This is a genomic window from Streptomyces adustus, assembly GCF_009377175.1.
GTDB lineage: Bacteria > Actinomycetota > Actinomycetes > Streptomycetales > Streptomycetaceae > Streptomyces > Streptomyces adustus.
This window is the reverse complement of the sequence record NZ_VJZD01000004.1, coordinates 37,192-58,864: the sequence shown is the minus strand read 5'-3', so window position 1 is coordinate 58,864 and position 21,673 is coordinate 37,192. Positions and strand designations below refer to the sequence as shown.

At 70.0% G+C, this 21,673-nt stretch carries 17 protein-coding genes; 2 read left to right on the top strand and 15 right to left on the bottom strand.

Translation table 11 applies throughout. The annotated features are described in order from the left end of the window. Window positions 1–116: 116 nt before the first annotated feature. The 4 genes from dpgC to FNH09_RS02090 form a co-directional block, all read right to left on the bottom strand. On the bottom strand, window positions 117–1,460 hold the full coding sequence (gene dpgC, locus FNH09_RS02110; protein WP_152884454.1) for a (3,5-dihydroxyphenyl)acetyl-CoA 1,2-dioxygenase DpgC: 1,344 nt from the start codon (window positions 1,458–1,460) through the stop codon (window positions 117–119). A gap of 824 nt (window positions 1,461–2,284) precedes the next feature. Then, window positions 2,285–2,491: an MbtH family protein gene (locus tag FNH09_RS02105; RefSeq protein WP_152884452.1), complete on the bottom strand. Its 207-nt coding sequence runs from the start codon at window positions 2,489–2,491 to the stop codon at window positions 2,285–2,287. Between the two features lie 328 nt (window positions 2,492–2,819). Then, a complete protein-coding gene (locus FNH09_RS02095) occupies window positions 2,820–3,161 on the bottom strand; it encodes a hypothetical protein (RefSeq protein ID WP_152884450.1) in 342 nt (113 codons plus the stop codon). Between the two features lie 287 nt (window positions 3,162–3,448). After that, window positions 3,449–3,688 carry a helix-turn-helix domain-containing protein gene (locus FNH09_RS02090; RefSeq protein WP_152884448.1) on the bottom strand — a complete coding sequence of 80 codons (240 nt, stop codon included), beginning with the start codon at window positions 3,686–3,688 and terminating at the stop codon, window positions 3,449–3,451. Between the two features lie 690 nt (window positions 3,689–4,378). Between FNH09_RS02090 and FNH09_RS02085 the strand changes: the two genes are divergently transcribed. Both FNH09_RS02085 and FNH09_RS02080 read left to right on the top strand, forming a co-directional pair. Further along, complete coding sequence (locus FNH09_RS02085; protein WP_152884445.1) at window positions 4,379–4,651, top strand: hypothetical protein; 273 nt, start codon at window positions 4,379–4,381, stop codon at window positions 4,649–4,651. Window positions 4,652–4,979: 328 nt separating this feature from the next. After that, window positions 4,980–8,630: a S8 family serine peptidase gene (locus FNH09_RS02080; RefSeq protein WP_338017438.1), complete on the top strand. Its 3,651-nt coding sequence runs from the start codon at window positions 4,980–4,982 to the stop codon at window positions 8,628–8,630. Between the two features lie 1,224 nt (window positions 8,631–9,854). Here FNH09_RS02080 and cysK read toward each other — a convergent pair. From cysK to FNH09_RS02020, 11 genes are all read right to left on the bottom strand, one after another. After that, a complete protein-coding gene (gene cysK / locus FNH09_RS02070; RefSeq protein ID WP_152884441.1) occupies window positions 9,855–10,826 on the bottom strand; it encodes a cysteine synthase A in 972 nt (323 codons plus the stop codon). Window positions 10,827–10,947: 121 nt separating this feature from the next. Then, window positions 10,948–11,544: a serine O-acetyltransferase EpsC gene (epsC, locus tag FNH09_RS02065; protein WP_420802729.1), complete on the bottom strand. Its 597-nt coding sequence runs from the start codon at window positions 11,542–11,544 to the stop codon at window positions 10,948–10,950. Continuing rightward, window positions 11,541–11,852: a hypothetical protein gene (locus tag FNH09_RS02060; protein ID WP_152884438.1), complete on the bottom strand. Its 312-nt coding sequence runs from the start codon at window positions 11,850–11,852 to the stop codon at window positions 11,541–11,543. Before FNH09_RS02060 ends, epsC begins: the two co-directional genes overlap by 4 nt. Further along, window positions 11,842–13,077: an FAD-dependent oxidoreductase gene (locus FNH09_RS02055; protein ID WP_152884436.1), complete on the bottom strand. Its 1,236-nt coding sequence runs from the start codon at window positions 13,075–13,077 to the stop codon at window positions 11,842–11,844. The genes FNH09_RS02060 and FNH09_RS02055 overlap by 11 nt, the downstream gene beginning before the upstream one ends. Beyond that, a complete protein-coding gene (locus FNH09_RS02050) occupies window positions 13,077–14,477 on the bottom strand; it encodes a dihydroorotase (RefSeq protein WP_152884434.1) in 1,401 nt (466 codons plus the stop codon). Before FNH09_RS02050 ends, FNH09_RS02055 begins: the two co-directional genes overlap by 1 nt. Beyond that, window positions 14,465–15,613, bottom strand: a complete 1,149-nt coding sequence (locus FNH09_RS02045) for an acyl-CoA dehydrogenase family protein (protein ID WP_152884432.1) — start codon at window positions 15,611–15,613, stop codon at window positions 14,465–14,467. The genes FNH09_RS02050 and FNH09_RS02045 overlap by 13 nt, the downstream gene beginning before the upstream one ends. 4 nt (window positions 15,614–15,617) lie before the next feature. After that, window positions 15,618–16,634, bottom strand: coding sequence for a 2-methylaconitate cis-trans isomerase PrpF family protein (locus tag FNH09_RS02040; protein ID WP_238426389.1), 1,017 nt, complete (start codon window positions 16,632–16,634; stop codon window positions 15,618–15,620). Further along, a complete protein-coding gene (gene asnB / locus FNH09_RS02035; protein WP_152884430.1) occupies window positions 16,631–18,454 on the bottom strand; it encodes an asparagine synthase (glutamine-hydrolyzing) in 1,824 nt (607 codons plus the stop codon). The genes FNH09_RS02040 and asnB overlap by 4 nt, the downstream gene beginning before the upstream one ends. 1 nt (window position 18,455) lies before the next feature. Further along, the gene (locus tag FNH09_RS02030) at window positions 18,456–19,439 is read right to left on the bottom strand and encodes a PLP-dependent cysteine synthase family protein (protein ID WP_238426388.1); all 984 of its coding nucleotides are present in this window, start codon (window positions 19,437–19,439) and stop codon (window positions 18,456–18,458) included. A gap of 14 nt (window positions 19,440–19,453) precedes the next feature. Then, complete coding sequence (locus FNH09_RS02025) at window positions 19,454–20,233, bottom strand: aldolase/citrate lyase family protein (protein WP_162468000.1); 780 nt, start codon at window positions 20,231–20,233, stop codon at window positions 19,454–19,456. Beyond that, window positions 20,230–21,102 carry a TauD/TfdA dioxygenase family protein gene (locus tag FNH09_RS02020; RefSeq protein WP_152884425.1) on the bottom strand — a complete coding sequence of 291 codons (873 nt, stop codon included), beginning with the start codon at window positions 21,100–21,102 and terminating at the stop codon, window positions 20,230–20,232. The genes FNH09_RS02025 and FNH09_RS02020 overlap by 4 nt, the downstream gene beginning before the upstream one ends. Window positions 21,103–21,673: the final 571 nt, after the last annotated feature.

Sequence of the window (21,673 nt, the reverse complement as noted above, 5' to 3'; positions counted from 1 at the left end):
GCTGAATTCCGCGAAGAAGACAGACATACCGGCGTCGCGGGGAGAGCGGTTGGCGGTGCGGTTCTGCCCCAGATCCAACTCCCGCCCAGGGGCACGGTGATCAGCGCCGATTCATCTCACTGTACGGACGTACGTCCATCACGTTCCTCCCCGGGGCCGGACGCTGCATCGGCGGGCGCCGCCATCTTCGCCAGCACGTCGGGGCTGTAGGCCCGCATCGCCTGCTGCACCGCGAACTCCGCGAGGTAGCGGCGGAAGCTGTCCTCAGGCTCGTCGGCCAGATTGAGCATATGGCGGTTCGCGATCACGGCCGGGTTGTCCAGCCGCTCCGCCGCCGCTTCGACGGCGAGGTCCATCCCGGTGGGGTCGACCACGTCGTCGAACAGCAGCCGCGCGTCCGGCTCCTCCGCCCGGATCGCGCGTCCGCCCAGGATGACCTGGCGGGCAGGACGTGCGCCGAGGTAACGGGTCAGTCGCAGGTTGGCCACGCCCGGCACGATGCCCTCGTTGGCCGCGGGCAGGCTGAAATAGGCGTCGGCGGCGGCGACGACCTGGTCACAGGCCAGCAGGATCTGGGCGCCGCCGCCGATGGCGAATGTGTCCACGGCCGCGAGCCAGGGCTTTTGCACGGGGCTTGCGGGCCACATCGCGTCCGTGGCCGCGAGCCCGCGCATGAGCTTGCTGATGTAGCCGAGTCCCCTGGTGAGCAGAAAGTCGACGAACGAGATGGCGCCTGCCTTGAACGCCTTGAGATTGATGCCGGCGCTGAACACGCGGCGTCCGGCGTAGCGTGGATGGGTCATCACACCGCCTCTGAGCACACCGACCCGTACCTGTGGGTCGAGCAGGACCAGGTCGACGAGTGTCTCCATGTCCGCGACGTGCTGATTGTCCTCGGCGTTGAGGCAGTGACCGTTGGTGATGGTCACGTGTCCGGCCGCGGCACGCCGTTCGAGGCGAGCCGCGTCGAGCACGATCTCGCCCGTACGCCGGAACTCTGCGAGCAGTTCGAGCGCGCGGGGAGTCGGCAGGCGCATGGACTCCATGAGATGGATGCCTGCCCGCGGTGCCGCCAGCAGGGCGCCGAACAGGATGCCCTGGTCGATCTCGCGGCCCTCCTTGTCCGGCTGGGCCAGCCGAGCCTCCTGCGCGAGCTGTTCCGGTGAGGGCACCAGGCCGGGAAAGGCCTCGGCAGCCGATCGTGCCAGCTCGGCCAGTCGCGGCCGCGACGTGCGGTTGTCCGTCAGGACGTCGTACACGCGCTCGGCGTGCCGGCTCAGGAATTCCGTGCGCAGCCGACGGGTGGTCGCGTGCAGTGCGGCCGCCCGCTGTTCCTGCCCGGCATCCCGCAGGGGCCGGATCGGCAGAGCCGCCAGCTGACGCTCGGTGTCGGTCAGACGGTGGGCGGCAACGTGCCGGTCGGTCTCGAACGTGTCGGACCATGCCGCAGCGGGGTTCATGAGCGGTTTCTCCGTTCTGGAGGAATGAGTTCGGTGTCTGCGGGCGGTCCCGGAGCCGGGAGACGTCGACGGGCCGCAAGGAATTCCCCACCCGGTCGGCGCGCCCGTCCGACAGTCGGCGCCGACGGGCAGGCCTGGCAGGTCAAGCGGTGGACGCTTCGAGATCGGCCGACCGCCTGCCGTCCAGGGGCGCCGCTCGGCCGCCGCAGGGCGGGTGGACATCCGAGTGCCTTGTTCCGCGAACTCTGCCGCGAGGACGCCAGCGCCGGTTCGGGCGGCCGGAGTGGCTGCCATGGTGGGGGCGGCACCACGGTGACGCGCCTCGCCTCCGGTCTCGCCCAACGCGTCGATCAGCGCTCCGGCCACGCCGAGGTGACACCCTCACCGGGCCGTCGCAGTGTCTCCCTGCTCGTGCCGGTACCGCAGGCCACGAGCACTGCGACAGCAGCGTCGGTGGCAGAGCTTCGCAGCAGTGACGCCCACGGTTCGCCCGACAGGGCGTTCCTGAAACGACCCGTCGCCGTCCAGGAGTGCCACGTCCACATGGGACACCGGAAAGTTGCCCTCCTGGGACAGCTCCTTCAGCAGCTCCATGGCCAGTCGGATCCTGCCGATCGCCGGGCTCCCCGATGACGGTCAGCGATCGGGTGGTCGCGGCCTGCGCGCTCACCTGCGGCGGGCGTCCGCGCGGCCGTGCAGCGTGGTCATGTGCGCTCAGGGACAGACCCGCGTGCCGTGCCGGTCCGCTGGGCACTGCAGTCGCGGCAAAGGCTACGGCGCCCTTTCCCCGGTATGTTCCGGCCGACGCGAGCCTGTGCCGATGGCTACTCGCCCATGGCTTCCACGAGGCTCTTGGGGCGCATGTCGGTCCAGTTCCGCTCGACGAAGTCCAGGCAGGCCTCGCGGCTGTCCTGTCCGTACACCACCTCCCAGCCGGCTGGAAGCTCGCAGAAGTGCGGCCACAGCGAGTGCTGGCCCTCAGGGTTGGCCAACACCATGAACTCGCCGTCGGAGTCGTCGAAGGGGTTCATGGCGATTCTCTCCTCGGGGTCGGGGGGACAGGACCAGTCTCCGCACGCGGTGCGGCGCTCGCTTCGGTGATGACCGCCGTTACGGTCAGGATGCGGTCCAGTTCGGCTCGCGCTTCTCCACGAACGACAGTGGGCCCTCGACCGCGTCATGGCTGTGCATCCTTCGTTCCTCCCAGGGGCCAACCCCAAGAACCCCGTCCTGACAGCGTCGGCCGCAGCCTCGATCGTCGAGGCATGCGTACGCACAGGCATCGCTGGGCTATTACGGCGTAATAGCCCAGCGGCCTCCGTTCGAGGTGTGCTGAGGCCGGACGATCTTCATCCCGGCTCAGCCCAGATCGGCCTGGGCGGCGGTGGTGAACTCCTGCCGCTCGGCGATGCAGTCGTCCAGCGCCCTGCGGTAAGCGGCCCTCAGGGAGGGGTCATTGAAAGGACACCCGTTCTTCCAGGGACTGGCGGTGCGGTAGAACCGCACGATGGCGCTCCACAGGGTTTCGTCCTGCTCGACGACCGCCCGGCAAGCCGAGCACAGGCGGAGGCCGGCGTGCCGCCGCAGCTGCCCGCACTCGCGGCGGATTCTCGGCGGGTTCTTCCCCTGCCGGGGCGTGGACAGTGACCGCACCAGCCGGTCGCCTCGCGCAGATAGCCGGGCCTTTGGCAGCGCGGACACGTCCGCTGTCCGGCCAGCTGGCCGACCCTGTGTCGGCAGTCCCGGCACAGCTGGTTCTGTGGTGAGCGGACCGGATGACCGCACTCCGTGCAGACGAGCGAGCAGATGGCGCACCGGCCGGTGTCGTCTTGCAGCACTCGGTCGCGACCGCAGGAGGGACAAGGGGCCCTGGCGGCCTGCTCCTCCATGCGGCGCCAGCACAGGCAGCAGTGCTGGCGGTAATGATGTCCGACCGGCCTGCCGCGGGTGACGCAGGCCCGTTGCTCCGTGTCCATCGTGACCTGCCGTCACAGGGGCGGCATCGACCGGCCCCGAGCGGAGGCAGCCTGCGGGAGGTCGGCGACCGGGCGAGAGGGGGCGATCGGTCGTGCGACAGGGGTGGTGTCGACGTCGATCAGGTCGTTGGGGGTGCATTCCAGCGTGGTGCACAACGCGGCCGGCGTGGTCATTTTCACCTGCGAGGGCTCCTTGGCGAACAGTGGGGACACCGAGGCCGAGGACAGTTCCAGGTCGAACCGGTGAAGCATCGCGTCAACCAGTTCGACAGGCGCGTTCGTTTCATGTGGCTCGCTCAATCCCGCTGGCCACCAGGATAGTGGCCGGACCATGACGTGGAGTCGTATCCGCCGATGGCCATCTCGCGGAAGGTGAGTCGTTCTGGCGAAGCGCGCGGTCGAGGGCCGTGTATGTCGTGGCGGGACGGGCGGCGGCCGGTGATCAGGTCGGACCGGGGGGAGTATGCCCCTGGACGCAGCGCACGGGGGGACGTGGCGTCCAGGGAGACTGCTACTCAACGTACCGGGCCAACTAGCGTCTTATCGCATATATCGGGGAATCGGATCGTGAGTCGGGACAGGGCGTACCCGGCCTGGGCGCAGAGCGGGACACTGAGGAGACGGGGATGCCGGATCAGCCGGCCGCCGCCGTGTGCAGTGGGTGCGGTTCCTGGCTGGGTCGGTCGGGCACAGCGGGACGTGTTCGGCCCACAGGATCCATAGGCGCACGGGTGTCCACGCGGTGAGCCCATCGACCAGCTCATCCGCGTCGTCGGTGACCTTGACCGATATCGTCCCGCACTCTGGAGCGCCGGTGGCGGCCGCGTTGACAGTCCGAACACGGCGCGGTCCCTGCGGCCTGGAGCGCCTGCCCGCCCACGGTCGACGTGACACTGACGGCCTGCGTGACGCTCCCCTGCGTACGTCGCAGACCAACTCGGCATGCCGTGGGATGTGCTGACCCTCGACGGCACCGGCTTCGTGCTGGAGCAGCGGAAACTTGGCCGATCGGCCTGCAGAAAAGGTGAATTGGCCCGCGGCATGACGCTGCGCACTCTGGTCCGCCTGCTCCCCATCGTCTGGGGGACCGCGGTCTTCGCTGCGGAACAAAACTCGCGCGGCACGGAGAAGCCCGACGCGGAGAACAGCTGGCACAATTCGTCGAAATATTTCGAAACTGACGATGCCTCTGCTTATGCGTGCCAAGGGTGTTGATTGGAATCGCGGATGTTACATCCCGGCAACGAGGCCTTCTTAGTGTGCCCTTCACCGTAGTTGACCAACGAATTCTACGGACCCCGATCGGCAAAACGCGTTGCCTTTCCATGATGCCTCAAAGGTGATTCAGATTCAGATAATCCCCGGCTCCGGAGATAATGTGCGGAGTTTTGATTCACGAAGATCGGCCGTGGCCTCACTCGCTGTCGCGACCGCCGTCGTTGCCACTCTGGTGGTCGCCTCAGGAACCCAAAGCGCTCACCCCTCCCAACTGGCCGCCGCCGCAACGTCCTTGGCCGAGGCGAAGCATCGTGTACCGACGACCGTGACGCTGATCACCGGCGACAAGGTGACGGTCACCCCAGGACCAGCCGGAGCGTCGCCGACGGTGGACGTGGAACGCGCGCCGGGCGCCACAGGCTCGATACGCGTCACCACTGAGGGCCGCGACACCTACGTGTACCCCGACGAGGCGATGCCGTACATCGCCGACGGCCGGCTCGACAGGCAGCTGTTCGACGTCACCGAGCTGATCTCCCAGGGCTACGACGACGAGCATGCGAGTTCGCTGCCTCTGATCGTCACTCACGAGAAGAGTGCGGCCACGCTCAGGCCCGCCGTCGTGAACGGCTCGTCCACCCCGCATCCCAACGTCGCACTGCCCGGCTCCGAGACCGTACTGAGCCTTCCCGTGATCCACGGTGAGGCGGTCCGTACCCGGCGGTCGAAGTCCGCCTCCTTCTGGTCGGCCCTCATCGGCGGCCGGCCGGCGGCTCGGAACGACGACACGTCCCGTGCCGCGCCGGCGCTCCCCTTCACCGCCGGCGTGGACAAGGTGTGGCTCGACGGCAAGTCGAAGGGCACCCTTACCGACAGCACGGCGCAGATCGGTGCTCCCGCTGCCTGGGCAAGCGGGGGTACGGGCGCCGGAGTCCGGGTCGCCATCCTTGACACCGGAGTGGACACCACCCATCCGGATCTCAAGGACCGCATCGTGGAGTCCAAGAGCTTCGTCCCCGGCGAGGACATCCTCGACCGGTTCGGGCACGGGACACACACCGCCTCCACCATCGCGGGTACGGGCGCCGCCTCGGGCGGGAAGGAGAAGGGAGTCGCTCCCGGGGCCGACCTGCTGGTGGGGAAGGTCCTCAGCAACCAGAACTCCGGCCAGGACTCCTGGATCATCAGCGGCATGGAGTGGGCGGCCCGGACCGAGCACGCCAAGGTGATCAGCATGAGCCTCGGCAGTTCGGTCCGGAACAGCCAGGACAATCCGCTGAGCCAGGCAGTCAACCAGCTCACCGCCGAGACGGGCGCGCTCTTCGTCATCGCCGCGGGCAACGATGGGAATCAGGGCCCCTACACCCTCGGCGCGCCGGGGACCGCGGAAGCCGCGCTCACCGTCGGGGCGGTGGACGGCTCCGACCACCTCGCCTCGTTCTCCAGCGTCGGTCCGCGGGCGGGTGACGACGGTCTCAAGCCGGACGTCACCGCTCCCGGTGTCGACGTACTGGCGGCGCGCTCGCAGTACATGAGCGACGGGGAAGGCTACTACCGCGTGGACAGCGGTACCTCCATGGCGACACCCCACGTGGCGGGTGCGGCCGTCCTGCTGGCCCAGAGACACCCGGACTGGACCGCTCAGCAGCTGAAGGACGCTCTGATGAGCACCAGCAATCCGACCCCGGACTACACCCCCTACCAGGCGGGCGCCGGCCGGGTGAACGTGGCCAGTGCGTACTACGCGAAGGTGTTCGCGACCGGATCGGTCGACGCGGGGCTCGTCACGTGGTCGCCCACGACGCAACGGCAGCCGATACGGCGGCAGATCACGTACACCAACACCACGGACACCCCGGTCGTCCTGCACCTGTCCGTCGACCCGGGCGGCTCGCCCGCGAAGGCATTCACCCTCGGCACCGACCACCTCACCGTACCCGCGAACGGAACCGCGCAGGCCGACTTGGTGGCGGACCCGGGGGAGCTCGCTGCGGGCCAGTACTCCGCACAGGTCACGGCCGGTTTCGACGGAGGCCAGATACACACGGCCGCGGGGTTCTCCGTCGAGTCGGAGAAATACGCGCTCACGATCCACCTCAAGGATCGTGCCGGCCGGCCCATGACGGGGTACGTCGACATCAGGAGTTCCGACGGGAACGACGTGTTCGTGGACGTCCCCTCGGACGGAACGGCCACCCGCCGGCTGGCTCCCGGCTCCTACATGCTCTACTCCTTCGCCGACGTGGAAGGTCTGCATGGCCCCCACTCCCTGGGCTACGCGGTGCTGACCGCGCCCGAAGTCGAGCTGGCGGCCGACCGGACCGTGGAACTCGATGCCTCGAGGGCACGCCAGGTGAAGGTTGCGACACCCAAGCCGACCAGCGTCGTGAGCAGCCGGATCGACCTCTACCGCAACTGGACGTCGACCGAGCCCACACCCGACTGGGGGGCCCTGTTCGACGTCGAGTTCCCCTCCGCCCAATACGACAGCCTGTGGGCCGTGCCGACCAAGGGCAAGGTGAGGAAGGGCAGTTTCGTCTTCAGCACCAGGATTCGCGCGGAGCAGACGCCGCTGGCGGTCACCTACGGCGGTCACCGCCTGGACGACGTACTCGCGCAGCCTGGTTCCAAGGCGCTGCCGGACGGCACCACCCACCTGGGTACCGTCTTCGCCGGTACCGGCTCAGCCGCCGAGTACGCCCGCGTCTCCGCCCGTGGCAAGGCCGTGGTGGTGCGCAGCAGCGACACCGTGGCTCCCATGGATCAGGCGGCGGCGGCGAAGGCGGCCGGCGCGGCCGTGCTCCTGGTGGTCAACGAAGGTCTCGGCCGGAAGAGTGACTGGTACGGCGACCCCGACATGGTGACCACCGGGTCGCTTCCGGTCGCTTCGCTGGCCCTGGACGAGGGCGAGGCACTGGTCAAGAAGCTCGCCGCGGCGGGCCACGACGGGGTACGGCTGGCGGTCGAGGCCCACCCCTCGGCCAAGTACCTGTACGACCTGGCCGACTATCACGTCGGCGGAATCCCCGATGACCCCTCGGCGAACACGGACCCTCGCAAGCTCGCCCGGATCGACCTCGCCTTCGCTTCGCCCGCGGGCACGCAGGCCGTCGAGAAGCGGGTGGACTTCCCTCCGTACGAATGGCCGGGAACCGCGGCGCCCGCGCTGTCCGCCGAGCCGGTCGCTCCCGGCCGGCGCATCGACTGGGTCTCCACTGGAAACGGCCTCAAATGGCAGCAGTACGGGGCTCTCGTGGGGATCAGCAACGCGTCCACCGACCCGGTGGCCTATCAGCCGGGTACGGTCCAGAAGGACCGCTGGTTCGGACCCATCACGAGGCCACGCCTGCTCGACAGGAACATTCTCTACCGCGGTTCGGTGGGCTTCAGCGGCTATGTCGAGGCGTTCGGCGATGCCGGAGCCGCGCACAGCGGCGGTATGGCCGGCGCGTCCCAGACGGTCTCGCTCTATCAGGGAGACAACCTGCTGTCCCGGTTCGAGGGCGGCCCGCAGATCGGCACCGGCGAGCTGGACCCGCGGCAACTGCCGTACCGGATGGTCGTGGAGACGAAGGGCAACACCGCCGTCAGCCCGTACTCCGAGACGACCCGCACGGAGTGGAACTTCACCTCCGGGGCTGCCACCGACATACAGGCCGTTCCGCTGGTCCAGCTGGACTACAGTACGGACCTGGACGCCGACGGCCGAGCCGGACGCAAGACGGACCTGTCCATCACACCCGGCGTACTGGGCAGTTCCTCCGCCAAGGACGCGGTCTCGTCACTGGGACTCGAGGTCTCCTACGACGATGGGCGAACCTGGACGCGTCAGAGCCTGAAGGGCAGCACGGGCTCCTGGCTGGCGAAGCTGAGTGCACCGCACCGGTCCAGGTACGTGTCCATCCGCGTCACCGTCAAGCAGCGCAACGGCGGCGGCGTCACCCAGACGGTCATACGGGCCTTCGGCCTCAAGTGACCCTTGTGCCGGGGGCTGGTGTCGCGCTCGCGAGCACGACACCAGCCCCCGGCAGGGTGAGCCCTCGCTCCCGCCTCTGCACTGGCCCCGGTGACGAGAGGGGGCTCCCGCACGACCGGTCGATGGCATGTGCGTGCGGCTAGCCTCGCCATTTCGGTTGCGGCTGGCGAGGTGTGGTGCGCAGCCAACTTGGTAGTGGTCTGGTCGGTTTCAGCTGCTGGCATGTCGAGGTCCCGGCGCTGTGGCCTGGTTCGTCGAGGTCTTTCGGGTCGTGGGCGGACAGGGACCTGTAGGTCAGCTGGCTGGGGGGCAGGGCACTGAGGCGGTGGAACGCGGTGGTGAGTTCGTGTCGCCAGGGCCAGGTCGCCGAGATCCTCAAGTGGAGGCGGCGGCCGCCGCGGGTAAGCCGGGCGGCGACTGCCGCAGCCGCCAGGTCGTGGGCGTGGAAGCCACCGGCTCGAACACCTCGCCCTGGTCTCCTCGGCAAGCTCCCCCTCGGGTTCGAATCCGAAGCCGCGCCCGTAGGCGGCGGTCTCGAATACCAGAGCGCGGACGAGGTCGGCCGGAACCTGTACATGCATCTCGAAAGCGCTGAAGTGGAGCCCCCGGTGGCTGGCCAGCTGACTCTCGCTCATCGGCTCCGGCGCGAGCGCGTTCTTCACGCCAAGACACCACACGTCCAGCAGAAACCCCGCAACCTGCGCCTTCGTGGAGCGCGTGCTGGCCGCGGCGACGAATACCGCGACCAAACCACGCACGGCCTCGGCATCGGAAGCCCCAGGATCAAAGCCCGCCCACTGCGGCGCACCCTCAAGATCCACACTGTGGCTCCAGTCGGCGTTCACCCAGCAACGAGGCTCGCCGCGCCCCGGCCCTGAGACCGCGACGGCGCCATTCAGCACCCCGACGATCTCTCCAGCGCCCATCCCCGTCGCCTTGGCGATCGCCTTCGCCGACCGGCCCTGCTGATCGAGCATCCGCACCCGCGCAACAAGCAACTCATCCGCAGCCGCACCCTACGGCCAACGCCAAGCACCCAGGCGCCGAACGCCAGCAGTCACACCCACCCGGGCGACCCTGGGAAAACCGCGAGAGTCGAGTAACTTCCGATCCTGAGCGATGAGTTCATGGCGGCCTATCAACCCGTCATGATCCGCCACTCGATGATCTGTCAAGACGGATCCCAGGCGCCCGCACAGCGGATTCACGCAGATCTGTCAGGAATCATTCCGTCGTAGACCACACTGAGAGATAGCGTTCGCCGGTGTCCGGAAGAATCGTGACGATGGTCCGGCCCGCCTGCTCCGGCAGCCGCGCAAGACGCAGCGCCGCGTGGACGGCCGCGCCCGAGGAGATCCCGACCAGGACACCCGCGCGCCGGGCCAGCCATCGCGCGGTCTCCAGAGCCTCATCGTCGGAGACGGTCAGCACCTCGTCGATCAGCGAGAGGTCGGTGACCGGGGCCACGAAGCCGCCGGTGAGTCCGGGGATCGCGTGCTGACCGGCGAATCCCTTCGACAGCAGGGGCGAGGAGGCCGGCTCCACTGCCACGGCTTTCAGGCTCGCGTTGTGCTCCTTGAGGAAACCGGCGGACCCGCACAGTGTGCCTCCCGTGCCGATCCCGCAGACCAGCACGTCCACCCTGCCCCCGGTGTCCGCCCAGATCTCGGGGCCGGTCGTCTCCCGGTGCGCGCGTACGTTCTCCGGGTTCTCATGCTGTCGGGCGTACCAGGAGCCCGGGGTGCCGCGATGGATCTCCTCGGCTTTGTCTATGCAGCCCTGGAAGCGCAGTTCCCGTGGCGTGAGGACGACTTCGGCGCCCAGGGCGCCCAACAGGCTGACCCGCTCCCGGGTAGCGCTGTCCGGCATCACGATCACGCAGCGGTAGCCGCGGGCGGCGGCCAGGGCCGCCAGCGCGATACCGGTGTTCCCGGACGTCGCCTCGATCACGGTTCCGTGGCCAGGCACCAGTTCCCCGGCCGCCTCGGCCGCCCGAAGCATCCACAGCGCCGGCCGGTCCTTGATGCTGGCCAGTGGATTGGCCGACTCCAGCTTGGCCAGGACCTGGACGCCGGGGGCGGCGTCGCCGTCGAGGGGCAGCCGCAACAGGGGCGTACCGCCTATCAACTGGTCAATGCCGTCGGCGATGCGGGGCACGGCCGCCGCTGACACGGCGGACTCGGTGGGGATGGACATGCGGGGTCTCCTGATCGGGGGGCGGCGTGGGCGTCGGCGTCGGCGTCGGCGTTCTCTGACGGGACTGCGGTCGATGGGTGAGCGCGGGTGGGCGGCGCGCACCGGACCCGGCCCTACCTCCTCACCGCGAACCCGCGGAGGCGGTGTGCCGCGGCATCTCGACGGCCTGAGTACTGTCCGTGCGGCAGTCGATCACCGCGGCGGGGGCCAGTGCCCGGGCTCCGGCCGGGACGTCCTTGACGACCAGAGCCCTTGCCCCGACGATCGCGCGGTCTCCGACCGTCACCGGACCCAGCACCGTGGCGCCCGTGCCCAGGATCACCCCGTTGCCGACCACCGGATGCCGTCGCTCGCCCGGCGATCGGCGGTTGTCCTTCCACCAGCCGACAGCACCCAGCGTGACCTGGTGATACACGGTGACGTCGTCACCGACCCGCGCCGTCTCCCCGATCACCACCCCGGCGCCGTGGTCGATGAAGACCCGGCGGCCGAGCACCGCACCGGGGTGGATCTCCACCCCGGTGACGGCGCGGGCGGTGACCATGAGCAGGCGGGCGGCCAGTCGGCGGCCGCGGCGGTGCAGACGGTGCGCGACGCGGTGTCCCCACAGCGCGGGCAGCGCCGGATGCAGCATCGCTTCTGCCCGGCCGTGGACCGACGGATCGCGCTCGACGACCGTGCGGAGGTCCTCGGCGAGAAGGCGCGGCAGCGAGGTCACCGGTCGACCCGTCCGGTCTCACCGGGCGGGAGTTCGGCCTCCCGCGGGATCCTCGCCATGGTCTCCTGGTCGAAGTTGACCGCGCTGCACCAGCCACCGGCGGACAACCGCAGCCAGATGTCGCTGACGATGACTCCCTCGACGACCTCTTCGCCGACCGTCCACACCTCTGCCCGGTAGTCGGCGCCGTCGTCGGGCAGCAGCAACTCGATGACGGGACTGTCCAAGGACGGGCCTGTGCGCACATTGGCGTCCCGCCAGATGGGGCCCGCGCGGAAGGTCGCGATCTCCTGCTGCTCAGCGCTCATGATGGTGTCTCCTCAGTGGTTCTGCGTCGGGGGTTCCGCGAGGGGGTTCAGGGGGAGTCCAGGCGGCGATGTCGAGGATCGCCGCGTCCTTGCGGCCGCGCAGCCGCATGGAGACGTCACGGGCGAGCGAGCGCAGACGCCCGGCGCCCTGGTCCAGCGAGCCCTGCCGTCGTGAGCGCAGGACCACGTGGGCGGTCCGCTCGGTGCGCTGCCGCTCGTACGCGGCCAGCGGCGCCGTCAGCGCGCCGCCGGCCGCGACGCGGTGCTTCAGCAGTTCGTGGGCGAGCACCGCCGCGTCCTCCAGGGCGGTGTTCGCCCCCTGGCCCAGTGCCGGCACCATCGGGTGCGCGGCGTCGCCGAGCAGGACGACCCGGCCGTCGACCCAGCGCCGCACGGGGTCGCGGTCGTGGATGTCGCTCACCACTATGTCGTCGGATCCGGCGATCATCCGGACGACCGGTTCGTGCCATGCGGTGAGGGATTCCACCAGTGCGCGCCGTGCTCCTGCCGGGCCCTTGGCCGGCCAGACGCCCTGCGCCGCGGTGATCTTCGCCGTCCAGTACAGGGTGTCGTCTCCCACCGGAGCGACGAAGAGCTGGACGCCGCGCCCGTTGACCACGAAGCCCTGCTGAGGAAGGCCCGAGCCGGAGCTGCGCCCGCGCACCGAGGTGTAGCCCCGGTACAGCGGCGGGCCGTCGCCCAGCATCTGTCTGCGGAGCGCCGAGTTGATGCCGTCGGCGGCGACCAGAAGATCGACTTCCAGCGTTCCGCCGTCCGACAGTCGCACCGACACCCGTCCCACGGCGTCGCGGTACGCCTGTACGCCGGTGCCCAGGATGAGCCGGGCCCCCGCCGCGGTCGCCTCCTGCACCAGTGCCGTCTGCAGGTGGCTGCGCAGGATGGGGATCTGGGGCCTGCCGAAGCGCTCGTTGTCGTCGCCGATGGGCTCGCGGGACAGCACACGTCCTGAGGGATCCAGGAGCAACCGGACCTCGCCGGGGCCGACGATGTGCCCGGACTCGCGGAGGCGGTCACCGAGCCCGGGGCTGACGGCTTCGGCGGCGGCCACCCCGTTGGGGTACAGGACCAGGCCTGCCCCGGCACCGGCGAGGCGTTCGGTGCGTTCGACCACGGTGACGGCGAGTCCGGCCCGGGCCAGCGCGGTCGCGGTGGCCAGTCCGCCGATGCCACCGCCGGCGATCACGGCCGTGAGCTGGTCGGACATCACAGACCTCCGTGCTTGTCGGCAGGAGTCAGCCACCGGCCGTCGGGCTCTCCGAAGGTGCCGTCCTCGGCGTCCCAGACGACCCGTCCCGCCCGCAGGGTGCGGGTCACGCGTGCGGCCATCGTCCAGCCCTCGTAGGCCGACCATCCGCACTTGGAGCGGACGTCGGCGGCAGACAGCATCCAGGTGTCATCGGGTCTGAGGAAGGCCAGGTCGGCGTCGGAGCCGGCCTCGATGCGGCCCTTGCCGGTCAGGCCGAAGAGATCGGTGGGGCCGCTCCCCAGCAGCCGGACCAGTCGCTCGGCGGCCCGGTCCGGGTGTTCGTCGGGCCGGCGGCGGCGCATCCCGGTCCACACCGCGACCGCGAGTTCCTGCACGCCGGGCAGACCCGGCGGGGACTGCCGCACGCCACGAGTCTTCTCCTCGACCGTGTGCGGGGCGTGGTCGCTGCCGATGGCCGTCGGCTGCCCGGCCCACACGGCCTCCCACAGCCGGTCCTGGTCGGCGCGGCTGCGGATGGCGGGCGACAGCCGGGTGCGGGCACCGAGGCGGTGTGTGTCCTCGTCGGTGAAGGACAGGTGATGCCCGGTCACCTCGAAGGTGACCGGAAGACCGGCGTTCTGCGCGGCGCAGACCAGGTCCGCCTCCTCACGGCTGGACAGGTGCAGGATGTGCGCCTTGGTCCCGTGACGCCGTACCAGTTCGATGACCTTGGCGACCGCGACGATGCCACCGCTGCGCGGGCGCCGCGCCTCGTACTCGGCGTAGCTGCCGGGCTCACCCCACCAGCCGTCGAGCAGCGCGAAGAGCGAGTCGTCCTCGGCGTGCAGCACCAGTTGCACGCCGCCCTCGGCGGCCGCGGCGAAGGCCTTCTGCAGTTGTGCCGGTTCGCGGAGCACGGTCGGCGCGGTGTGGTGGCCGGCCATGAAGATCTTCGCGCTGCGGGCGACTGCCGGGTCCAGCGAGGCGAGCAGTTCGGGACGTTCGGGGTCGACGCCGAGGTGGAAGCCGTAGTCGACGAGCGTGCGACCGTTCACCAGGGCGGCCTTCTGCCGCAGCGCCTGTTCGGTGAGCGTCGGCGGAACCGTGTTGGGCATGTCCAGCACCGTGGTCACGCCGCCCGCGACAGCGGCCCGGCCGCCGTGTTCCCAGTCCTCCTTGTGCGTGAGGCCGGGGGTGCGGAAATGCACATGGGAGTCGATGAGGCCTGGCAGGACATACGCGTCCCGGGCGTCGATGCGCTTCGCGGAGGGCGGCGCCGTGTCGGTGTCCGCCACGGCCAGCACCCGGCCGGCGGCGATCAGCACATGTCCGGCGCGCACGCCTTGGGGTGTCACCAGTCGGCTGCCGCTGACCACGAGTTCCGCGGTGCGGGAGATGTCGTTCGTCAACTCGGCCATGTTGTCGCCACCAGTTCTCGGCACAGGTCGTTGGTCGGGCCCATCAGCGCCACCGCCCGGGCGTCCGCGAGCATCCGGTTCAGGGCGTGGCCGGTCGCATAGCCGGCCGATCCGAGCAGGCGGGCCACCTCCAGGCAGATCTCCTCGGCGGCCTCGGAGGCGTGCAGTTTGCTGTGCAGGGTGGTCAGCCCTGGTGTGGGCGAGGTCCTGGCGCCGGCCCGCTCGACGATCGCGCGCGCCGATTCGATCCGGGTCTCCAGATCCACCAGGCGGTGTCTGACCGTGGGGCGGGCCAGCAGGCCGCGCCGCGCGGCGTGGTCCAGCGCCAGATCGAAGGCCGACTGGGCGACGCCGAGTGCGACCGCGCCCAGGGTCGCCCCCGATTCCCGTACTCCGGAGATGATCTGCGGAGCTCTGCCCTCAGGGCCGAGACGGTCGTCCTCGCCGACCAGGCAGTCGCGCAGAGTGACGAAGCCGGTCGCCGAGCCGCGCATGCCTGTCAGATCCAGGCCGAGGTCCGGTACGAGTCCGGGGTTGGCTCCTTCGACCAGGAAGAAGGTCTGCCCCGACGCGCCGTAGACCCCGCTTGTCCCCGTTTCCGGCCGGGCGGTCTGCACCAGCACCAGGTAGATGTCGGCGAGCGAGGCACCGGTGGTGAATGACTTCGCCCCGTTGAGTACCCATCGGCCGTCGTCCAGCCGCTCCGCCGTGCTGGCGAGATTCTGCTTGGCCGCGCCGGCCGCGGGCTCGCTCCACGCGGACGCGGCCAGCCAGGTGCCGTCGGCCAGTCGAGGCAGGATCGTGGCGCGCTGCTCCTCGCTGCCCCACTCGGTGATTCTCGCGGTGACGGCGAAGTGCTGGAAGGCGATGATGGCGATCGAAGGGTTCACGGCCGCCAGCTGTTCCACGAGCCGGTTGACCTCCGAGGAATCGCCGCCCGCGCCGCCGTACGCGACCGGGACGGCGGCGGCCAGCAGGCCGGAAGCGCGTATGTCGGCGAGCAGGTCCTTGTCGGGTGCCCCCGTGATCGCGGTCCGTGCCGCCGACTCGCGCAGTGTGCCGCGCAGTGCCGGGGCGATCCGCGCCGCGGCCGCTCGCGGACCGGTGGTCCGGGTGTCCTTGACGCTGCCAGTCATCGGGCTAGCTCCTCGAAGTGCAGGGGGCCGACGGTTGCATCGCGAACGAGCCGTGGAAGTCGACCCGTTTGCGGCTGACGGAGACCCAGGTCAGCGCCGGTTCTCCGGCGACATCCGGAGTCGCCGCGGTCACCGCGGTGTTCCCGCCCGGGGTGACGATGTCGATCAGGCCGTCGATGCAGCCGACTTCCCGGGCCAGACGCCACGGAATGGTGCCGGGTGTGCGGATCGCGGTGCCGAGGCATACCGCGCCAGTGAGCGCGATGGTCGGATGCCAGCCGGGAACGGAGATGGCCCGTGCGGCGATCCGACCCGCCTCGACCGGCATGATCGCCGCGATCTTCGGAAACGCCCCGTCTGCGGGCCATCCGAGGTGCGCGGAGGCGGCGGCCCGGATCTCGGCCAACGCGGCGAAGAACTCCGCCCCGGCCATGAACAGTTCGCTGTGGTCGCTGATTCCGAGCGTGCGCGCGTCCACGAACGCATAGGGGTTGCCGGACGAGATCAGTGACACCTCGCGGCGGGCCCCGCCGGCCTCCAGTGCCGTCGTGGCCTCACCGGTCAGCAGCAGTCGGGCGACCGGGACTGCCTGCGGACGCACGAAGTAGGCGGTGAACTCCCTTTCGTCGCCCGAGATTTCATCGACCTCACAGACCACGCTGTCCCCGTTGTTGAGGACATTCACCCGCACGCGGTCACCGACTTCCAGGGCGCCGAGCATTCCAGAGCGCTCCGCCGCGGTCACCGCCGACAGGATCGAGTGCCCGCAGGAGCCGCGCAGCTCGAACCGGTCCTCCCCCGGCAACGCCTGTACGAAGCGGTAGTCCAGGTCGTACATGGGATGCTCGGACGGCCGTATCAGGGCCATCTTCAGTACGTGGCCCTCCCCCGCGGCCTGCAGGCATCGCCTGATGTCGGTGAGCGCCTGCTTCAGCGTGTGATCGCCCTGAGGAAGTTGCCGGGCGTCCAGCACCGCCGTGGGGCAGGGGCTGCCATGCGCGTAGGCGATGTGGCCGATCATGCGGCCACCCCCAGCGGGCCGGTCCGACGCACGCCGCCCTGGAACTGCTCCCGCCACACCTCGTGCACCAACAGCGCCCACAGCGTGAGAGCCGTGGTGTCGTCGGGCTTCTCGGTCTGCGCGGTGAACAGAGCGTCCACCGCCCCCGGTTCCAGCTGCCCTGCCGCGGCCAAGCGCCGGGGTTCCAGCATGTCGCGGGCATACACCCACAGCGGCGTGCCGGGGGCCAGCATCGCGGTGACCGGCAGGGTGAACGGCTGCTTCGGCCGGTCCAGCACGGACTGCGGGAGCATTCCGGCTGCTGCGGCGTACAGGACGCGCTTGACCTTGCCGCCGCGAATCCGCAGCGCGTCGGGCAGCCCCGCGCCCATGGCCATCACGTCGCGCTGGCAGAACGGAAGCCGTGCCTCGACACTGCCGGCCATGCTCAGGTGATCCACGCGGCGCAGGTGATACGCGGGCAGTCGGTGGCTCGTTTCGAAGTCGGTGATCCGCCGCAGCACCGTGTCCGGGCCACGGCGCAGGCGCTCCAGGGCCTCCTCGGGGATCGGCGAGGACGCACGGACGAGGTCTTGGTAGGCCTCGGTGTACAGGCCGTGGCGCAGGTGCGCGGGCAGGACGGCCAGCTCGTCAAGATACGTCTGGTACCAGTCGCCGTGCGCAGCCGAGTCCTCGGCCGCCGCCCGCATCCGTCCGTATCCGCCGAAGACCTCGTCGGCCGCGTCGCCGGTGAGCGCGACCTTGAACCCCGCGTCACGCACGGCCGTGAAGAGCGCCAGGGTGCTCAGAGCTATGGGGTCGGCGTTGGGCTGGCCGAGGTGCCAGACGACGTCCTCGATGAGAGCGGGGAAGTCGGCCGGGTCGATTTCCACCTGGTGGTGGACGGTACCGGCGTGCTCGGCGACCTGCCGGGCGAAGTGCCGCTCGTCGAACGGCCAGTGGCCTCGGTAGGCGATGTTGAAGGAGTGCACCGCTCCGTGCTCGGCCGCCAGCGCGGTGACGAGGCTGGAGTCGAGCCCGCCGGAGGTGATCACCGCGACCGGGACGTCGGCGACCAGGAGCCGGCGCACCTCGGTGCGCAGCCGCTCCCTCAGCTCGGTCGCGGCGGCGGCCTCCTCGGCCGCGCCGGAGAAGTGCGAGCCCTCCCGTTCCGGCAGCCCACGACGCACTGTCCTCGGCACCTGGCCCAGATCACAGACCAGCGTGGTCGCCGGAGGCAGCACGGTGATGTCGGAGAACATCGTCTGTTCGCCGAACGGCGTCTTGCTGCTGAGGTAGGAGTGCAGGCCTGGCTCCCAGGGGGCCCCGGAGACGGCCCGGAATCCGAGCAGGGCCGGGATCTCGGAGGAGAAGTGCAACGACCGTGCGGCCGCGTCCCAGCGGAGGTACAGCGGCTTCATCCCGGCGTGGTCGGTGGCCAGCACCAGCTTCGGCACCGCGCCTCGGCGGTCGAGCACAGCCACCGTGTACATGCCGTCGAGAAGATCGACAAAACCCTCGCCGTAGGTCTCGTACAGCGCGGGGATGATCCCGCCGTCGCTGCGGTCGGCAAAGCGATAACCGTGCCGTCGCAGCCGGCGGCGCAGCTCGTCGTGGTTGTAGATCTCGCCGTTGAAGACCGCCGTGATCCGCTCGCCCAGGTGGAACGGCTGCTGCCCGCCATCCAGGTCGACTACGGCGAGCCGGTTGTTGCCGACCCCCCAGGTGCCGGTCAGAGTCCGACCACTGCCGTCCGGGCCGCCGTGCCGCTGCAGGGCGGCAACCGCCCGTACCTCGTGGACGGACGCAATGGCGTTGAAGTAGCCGTAGATCCGGCACATGTCAGCTGTCCTCGCTGCTCGGCTCGGAAGCGGTCGGTCCGCCCAGGGCGAGGGAGAGATAGCGCTCCCCGGTGTCGGGGAAGACGGTGACGATCGTCGCGTCCGCCCAGCGCCGCTGCCGGCTCAGCCGACGAGCGGCGTGCGCGGCCGCGCCCGAGGAGATCCCGGCCAGCAGACCAGAGGAGCGAGTGATCTGGCGGGTCGCCTCAGTGGCGTCCTCGTCCGAGACGGGGAGCACCTCGTCGATGAGGCCGAGGTCCGTGATCTCGGAGACATAGCCGGCTCCGATCCCCGGGATGCCGTGCGGACCGCCCTCGCCGCCGGAGAGGACGGCGGAGCGCTCCGGTTCCACGGCGACCACATGCACGTCGCGGCGCTCCTTGAGGTAACGCCCGGTGCCGGTCAGGGTGCCACCGGTGCCGACGCCGCACACCAGCACGTCGATGGCGCCGCCGGTGGCCTCCCACAGTTCGGGACCAGTGGTCGCGTAGTGCGCCGCGGGGTTGGCCGGGTTGGTGTCCTGGCGGGGCATCCACGCGCCGGGGGTCGCGCGCCGCAGATCCTCGGCGAACGCCCAGGATGCGAGCAGCCCGTCGTGGTGAGGGCGCAGTACGACCTCGGCACCGAGGTCCCGGAGGATCTGACGCCGTTCCTCGGTCGCGTTGTCCGGCATCACGATGATGCAGCGGTGGCCGCGTGCGGCGCACAGGGCGGCGAGCGCGATGCCGGTGCTTCCCGACGAGCACTCGATCACAGTGCCGCTGGTCGCCGGGAGCGCGCCGGAGGCCTCTGCGGCACGGAGCATGTGCAGCGCGGCGCGATCCTTGACGCTCGAGAGCGGGTTGAACATCTCCAGCTTCGCCAGGATCCGCGCGGTGTCCGGTACTCCGGGCAGGCGCAGGTCCAGCAGTGGTGTGCCACCGACCAGCTCCTCCAGGGAGCGGACGATCCGGGCGCCGGAGGCCGTGGACTGTGCGGATTCCAAGCTCGTGCCCTCCGTCATCCCTGCTCGTCGGCCCGCGCGGCAGCGAGGTGCTCCGCGGCGATCTGCTGGAGGTGAGTGATGTCGCTGGAGACAGTGGCGAAGGTGAAACCCTGCGCCAGCCGTGCGGCTGCACTCGCGCCGTCCAGGCAGTGGATGCCGCAGGCGATCCCAGCCCGTTCGGCGGCGGCGGTGACGCGGTGCAGCGCCTTCTCCAGGGCCGGCTCGGCCTCGGGGTCGCCGAAGAACCGGGCACCGAGCGCTACGGACAGGTCGGCCGGGCCGACGTACACCGCGGCAAGGTCCGGGGTGGCGCAGATCTCGTCGAGTTCGTCGAGCGCCGCCGCGGTCTCGATCATGACGATGCAGACGACCTCGTCGTCGATCTCGGCGGGTACCGCGCCAAGCCGCAGTTCGGCCCGGACCGGGCCGCTCAGGCTGCGCGTACCGGCCGGCCAGTGCCGGGTGGCGCGGACCGCCACGGCGGCCTCCTGCGCGGAGTTCACCATGGGCACGATCACGCCGTGGGCGCCGGTGTCCAGTGCTGTGCCGATCGCAATCGGGTCGACGGACGGGACCCGGATCACGCCGGCGGACCGCTGTCCCGCGTCTACGGCGAGCATCGCCGACTGCCAGCCCGGCTGGGACATCACGCCGTGCTGGCCGTCGACACCGACGTAGTCGTAGCCGAGGCGGGCGATGCGCTCGGTCCCCGCCGGGTTGTCCAGGGCAATCCAGTAGCCGACAAGGCGCTCGCGTCCGCGCAGTCGGTGGGCGAAGGTCTTGGTGGCCGTCACAGCGTGCCCTCCTGGCGGTTCTCGAGCGGGTAACTGGTCCGGCCGTCGAGACCACGGGGCAGGTCGCCGGTGATCGAGACCCGGTGCAGCACCCGCTTGTGGTCGCCATAGTCGTTGACCGCGTAGTGCTGGGTGCTCCGGTTGTCGAAGATCAGCACATCACCGGGGCGCCAGTTCCAGCGCGCCTGGTTCTCCGGACGGCGCACATAGGACTGCAGGACGTCGAGGATCGGCCTGGATTCCCGCAGGGTCATGCCGACCAGGCGCTGCGCGAACCCGCCGAGGAACAGCACCGGCTCTGCGGACTCGGGGTGCACGCGCACCACGGGATGCGCGACCTCGTACCGCTTGGCCAGGAAGGCCCTGCGGACCGCCTCGCCCCGCTCGGTGCCGAGCCGGGGTTGTTCGGCGTGGTTGGTGTGTACCGCCCACAGTCGGTCGGCCACCTCACGCAACTCGGACGGCAGGTCCCGGTAGCCCGCGGCAGCGTTGGCCACCAGCGTGTCGCCTCCATAGGGCGGCAGCACGACGCTCCGCAGCGAGGTGCCGAGCGAGGGCGTCATGGTGAAGCTGATGTCGGTGTGCCAGTGGTCGGCGCGCTGATCCTCGCCGTCCACCGGGATGACCTGCGGATTCTCCTCCGTTGTCCGCATCGTCGGGTGCTTCTGGGTGAGCGGGCCGAAGCGTCCGGCGAAGGCCAGCTGTGCCTCGTCGGTCAGCTCCTGGTCACGGAAGAACAGCACCTTGTGGGCAAGGAACGCTTCCCTGATCTGAGAGAACACCGAGTCGGAGAGCTCGGTGGAGAGATCGACGCCGGTGACTTCCGCGCCTATGCGCCCGCCGATCCGGCGTATGTCGAAACTGCACATTCCTCGAATCACCTATCCGGTGGGAAACCCAGGGGTATTCGTGCTCCGTTGATCACAAGTAGGGGCGATGGCTCCGGCTGCGGCTCCCGGTGTCCTACGGGTCCGGACCACGCTGTCCGTAACTGCCGGGGCTCGTCCGGGGCATCTACCGGCCCTGCGGAGCCGGACAGGAGGTTGGGTCTGCCGCTCCTGGTCGCGGTCGCTGATGCGTCCCTGGAACCGGTCGGCCTTCGCCGATCGCTGGCGGCTCCGCTGCGACACGACCAAGGTAGTCCAATGTTCAACCATTCGCAACGCGGCTCGGCGTGACACATCCCGCGCTCCATATTTATGGAACGATCGATACAATATCGCGTTCGCGCCGTCCTCACCTGCGGCCCCGCCGGGGTGCACCCCCCTCCGTGCGAGGACTCGCCTGGGGCTGGCGGCGGCGCTGATGTGCGGAAGGATCCCTCTGGCAGGGTGCTCGGCCACCCGGTTCCCGCGTGGCCCTGCCAGCCGCCTCCCATGCGGCCTGCGGGCGCGGCTCTGTGACGACGTCATTGCGCTGGATGACTATCTGCCGCAGCAC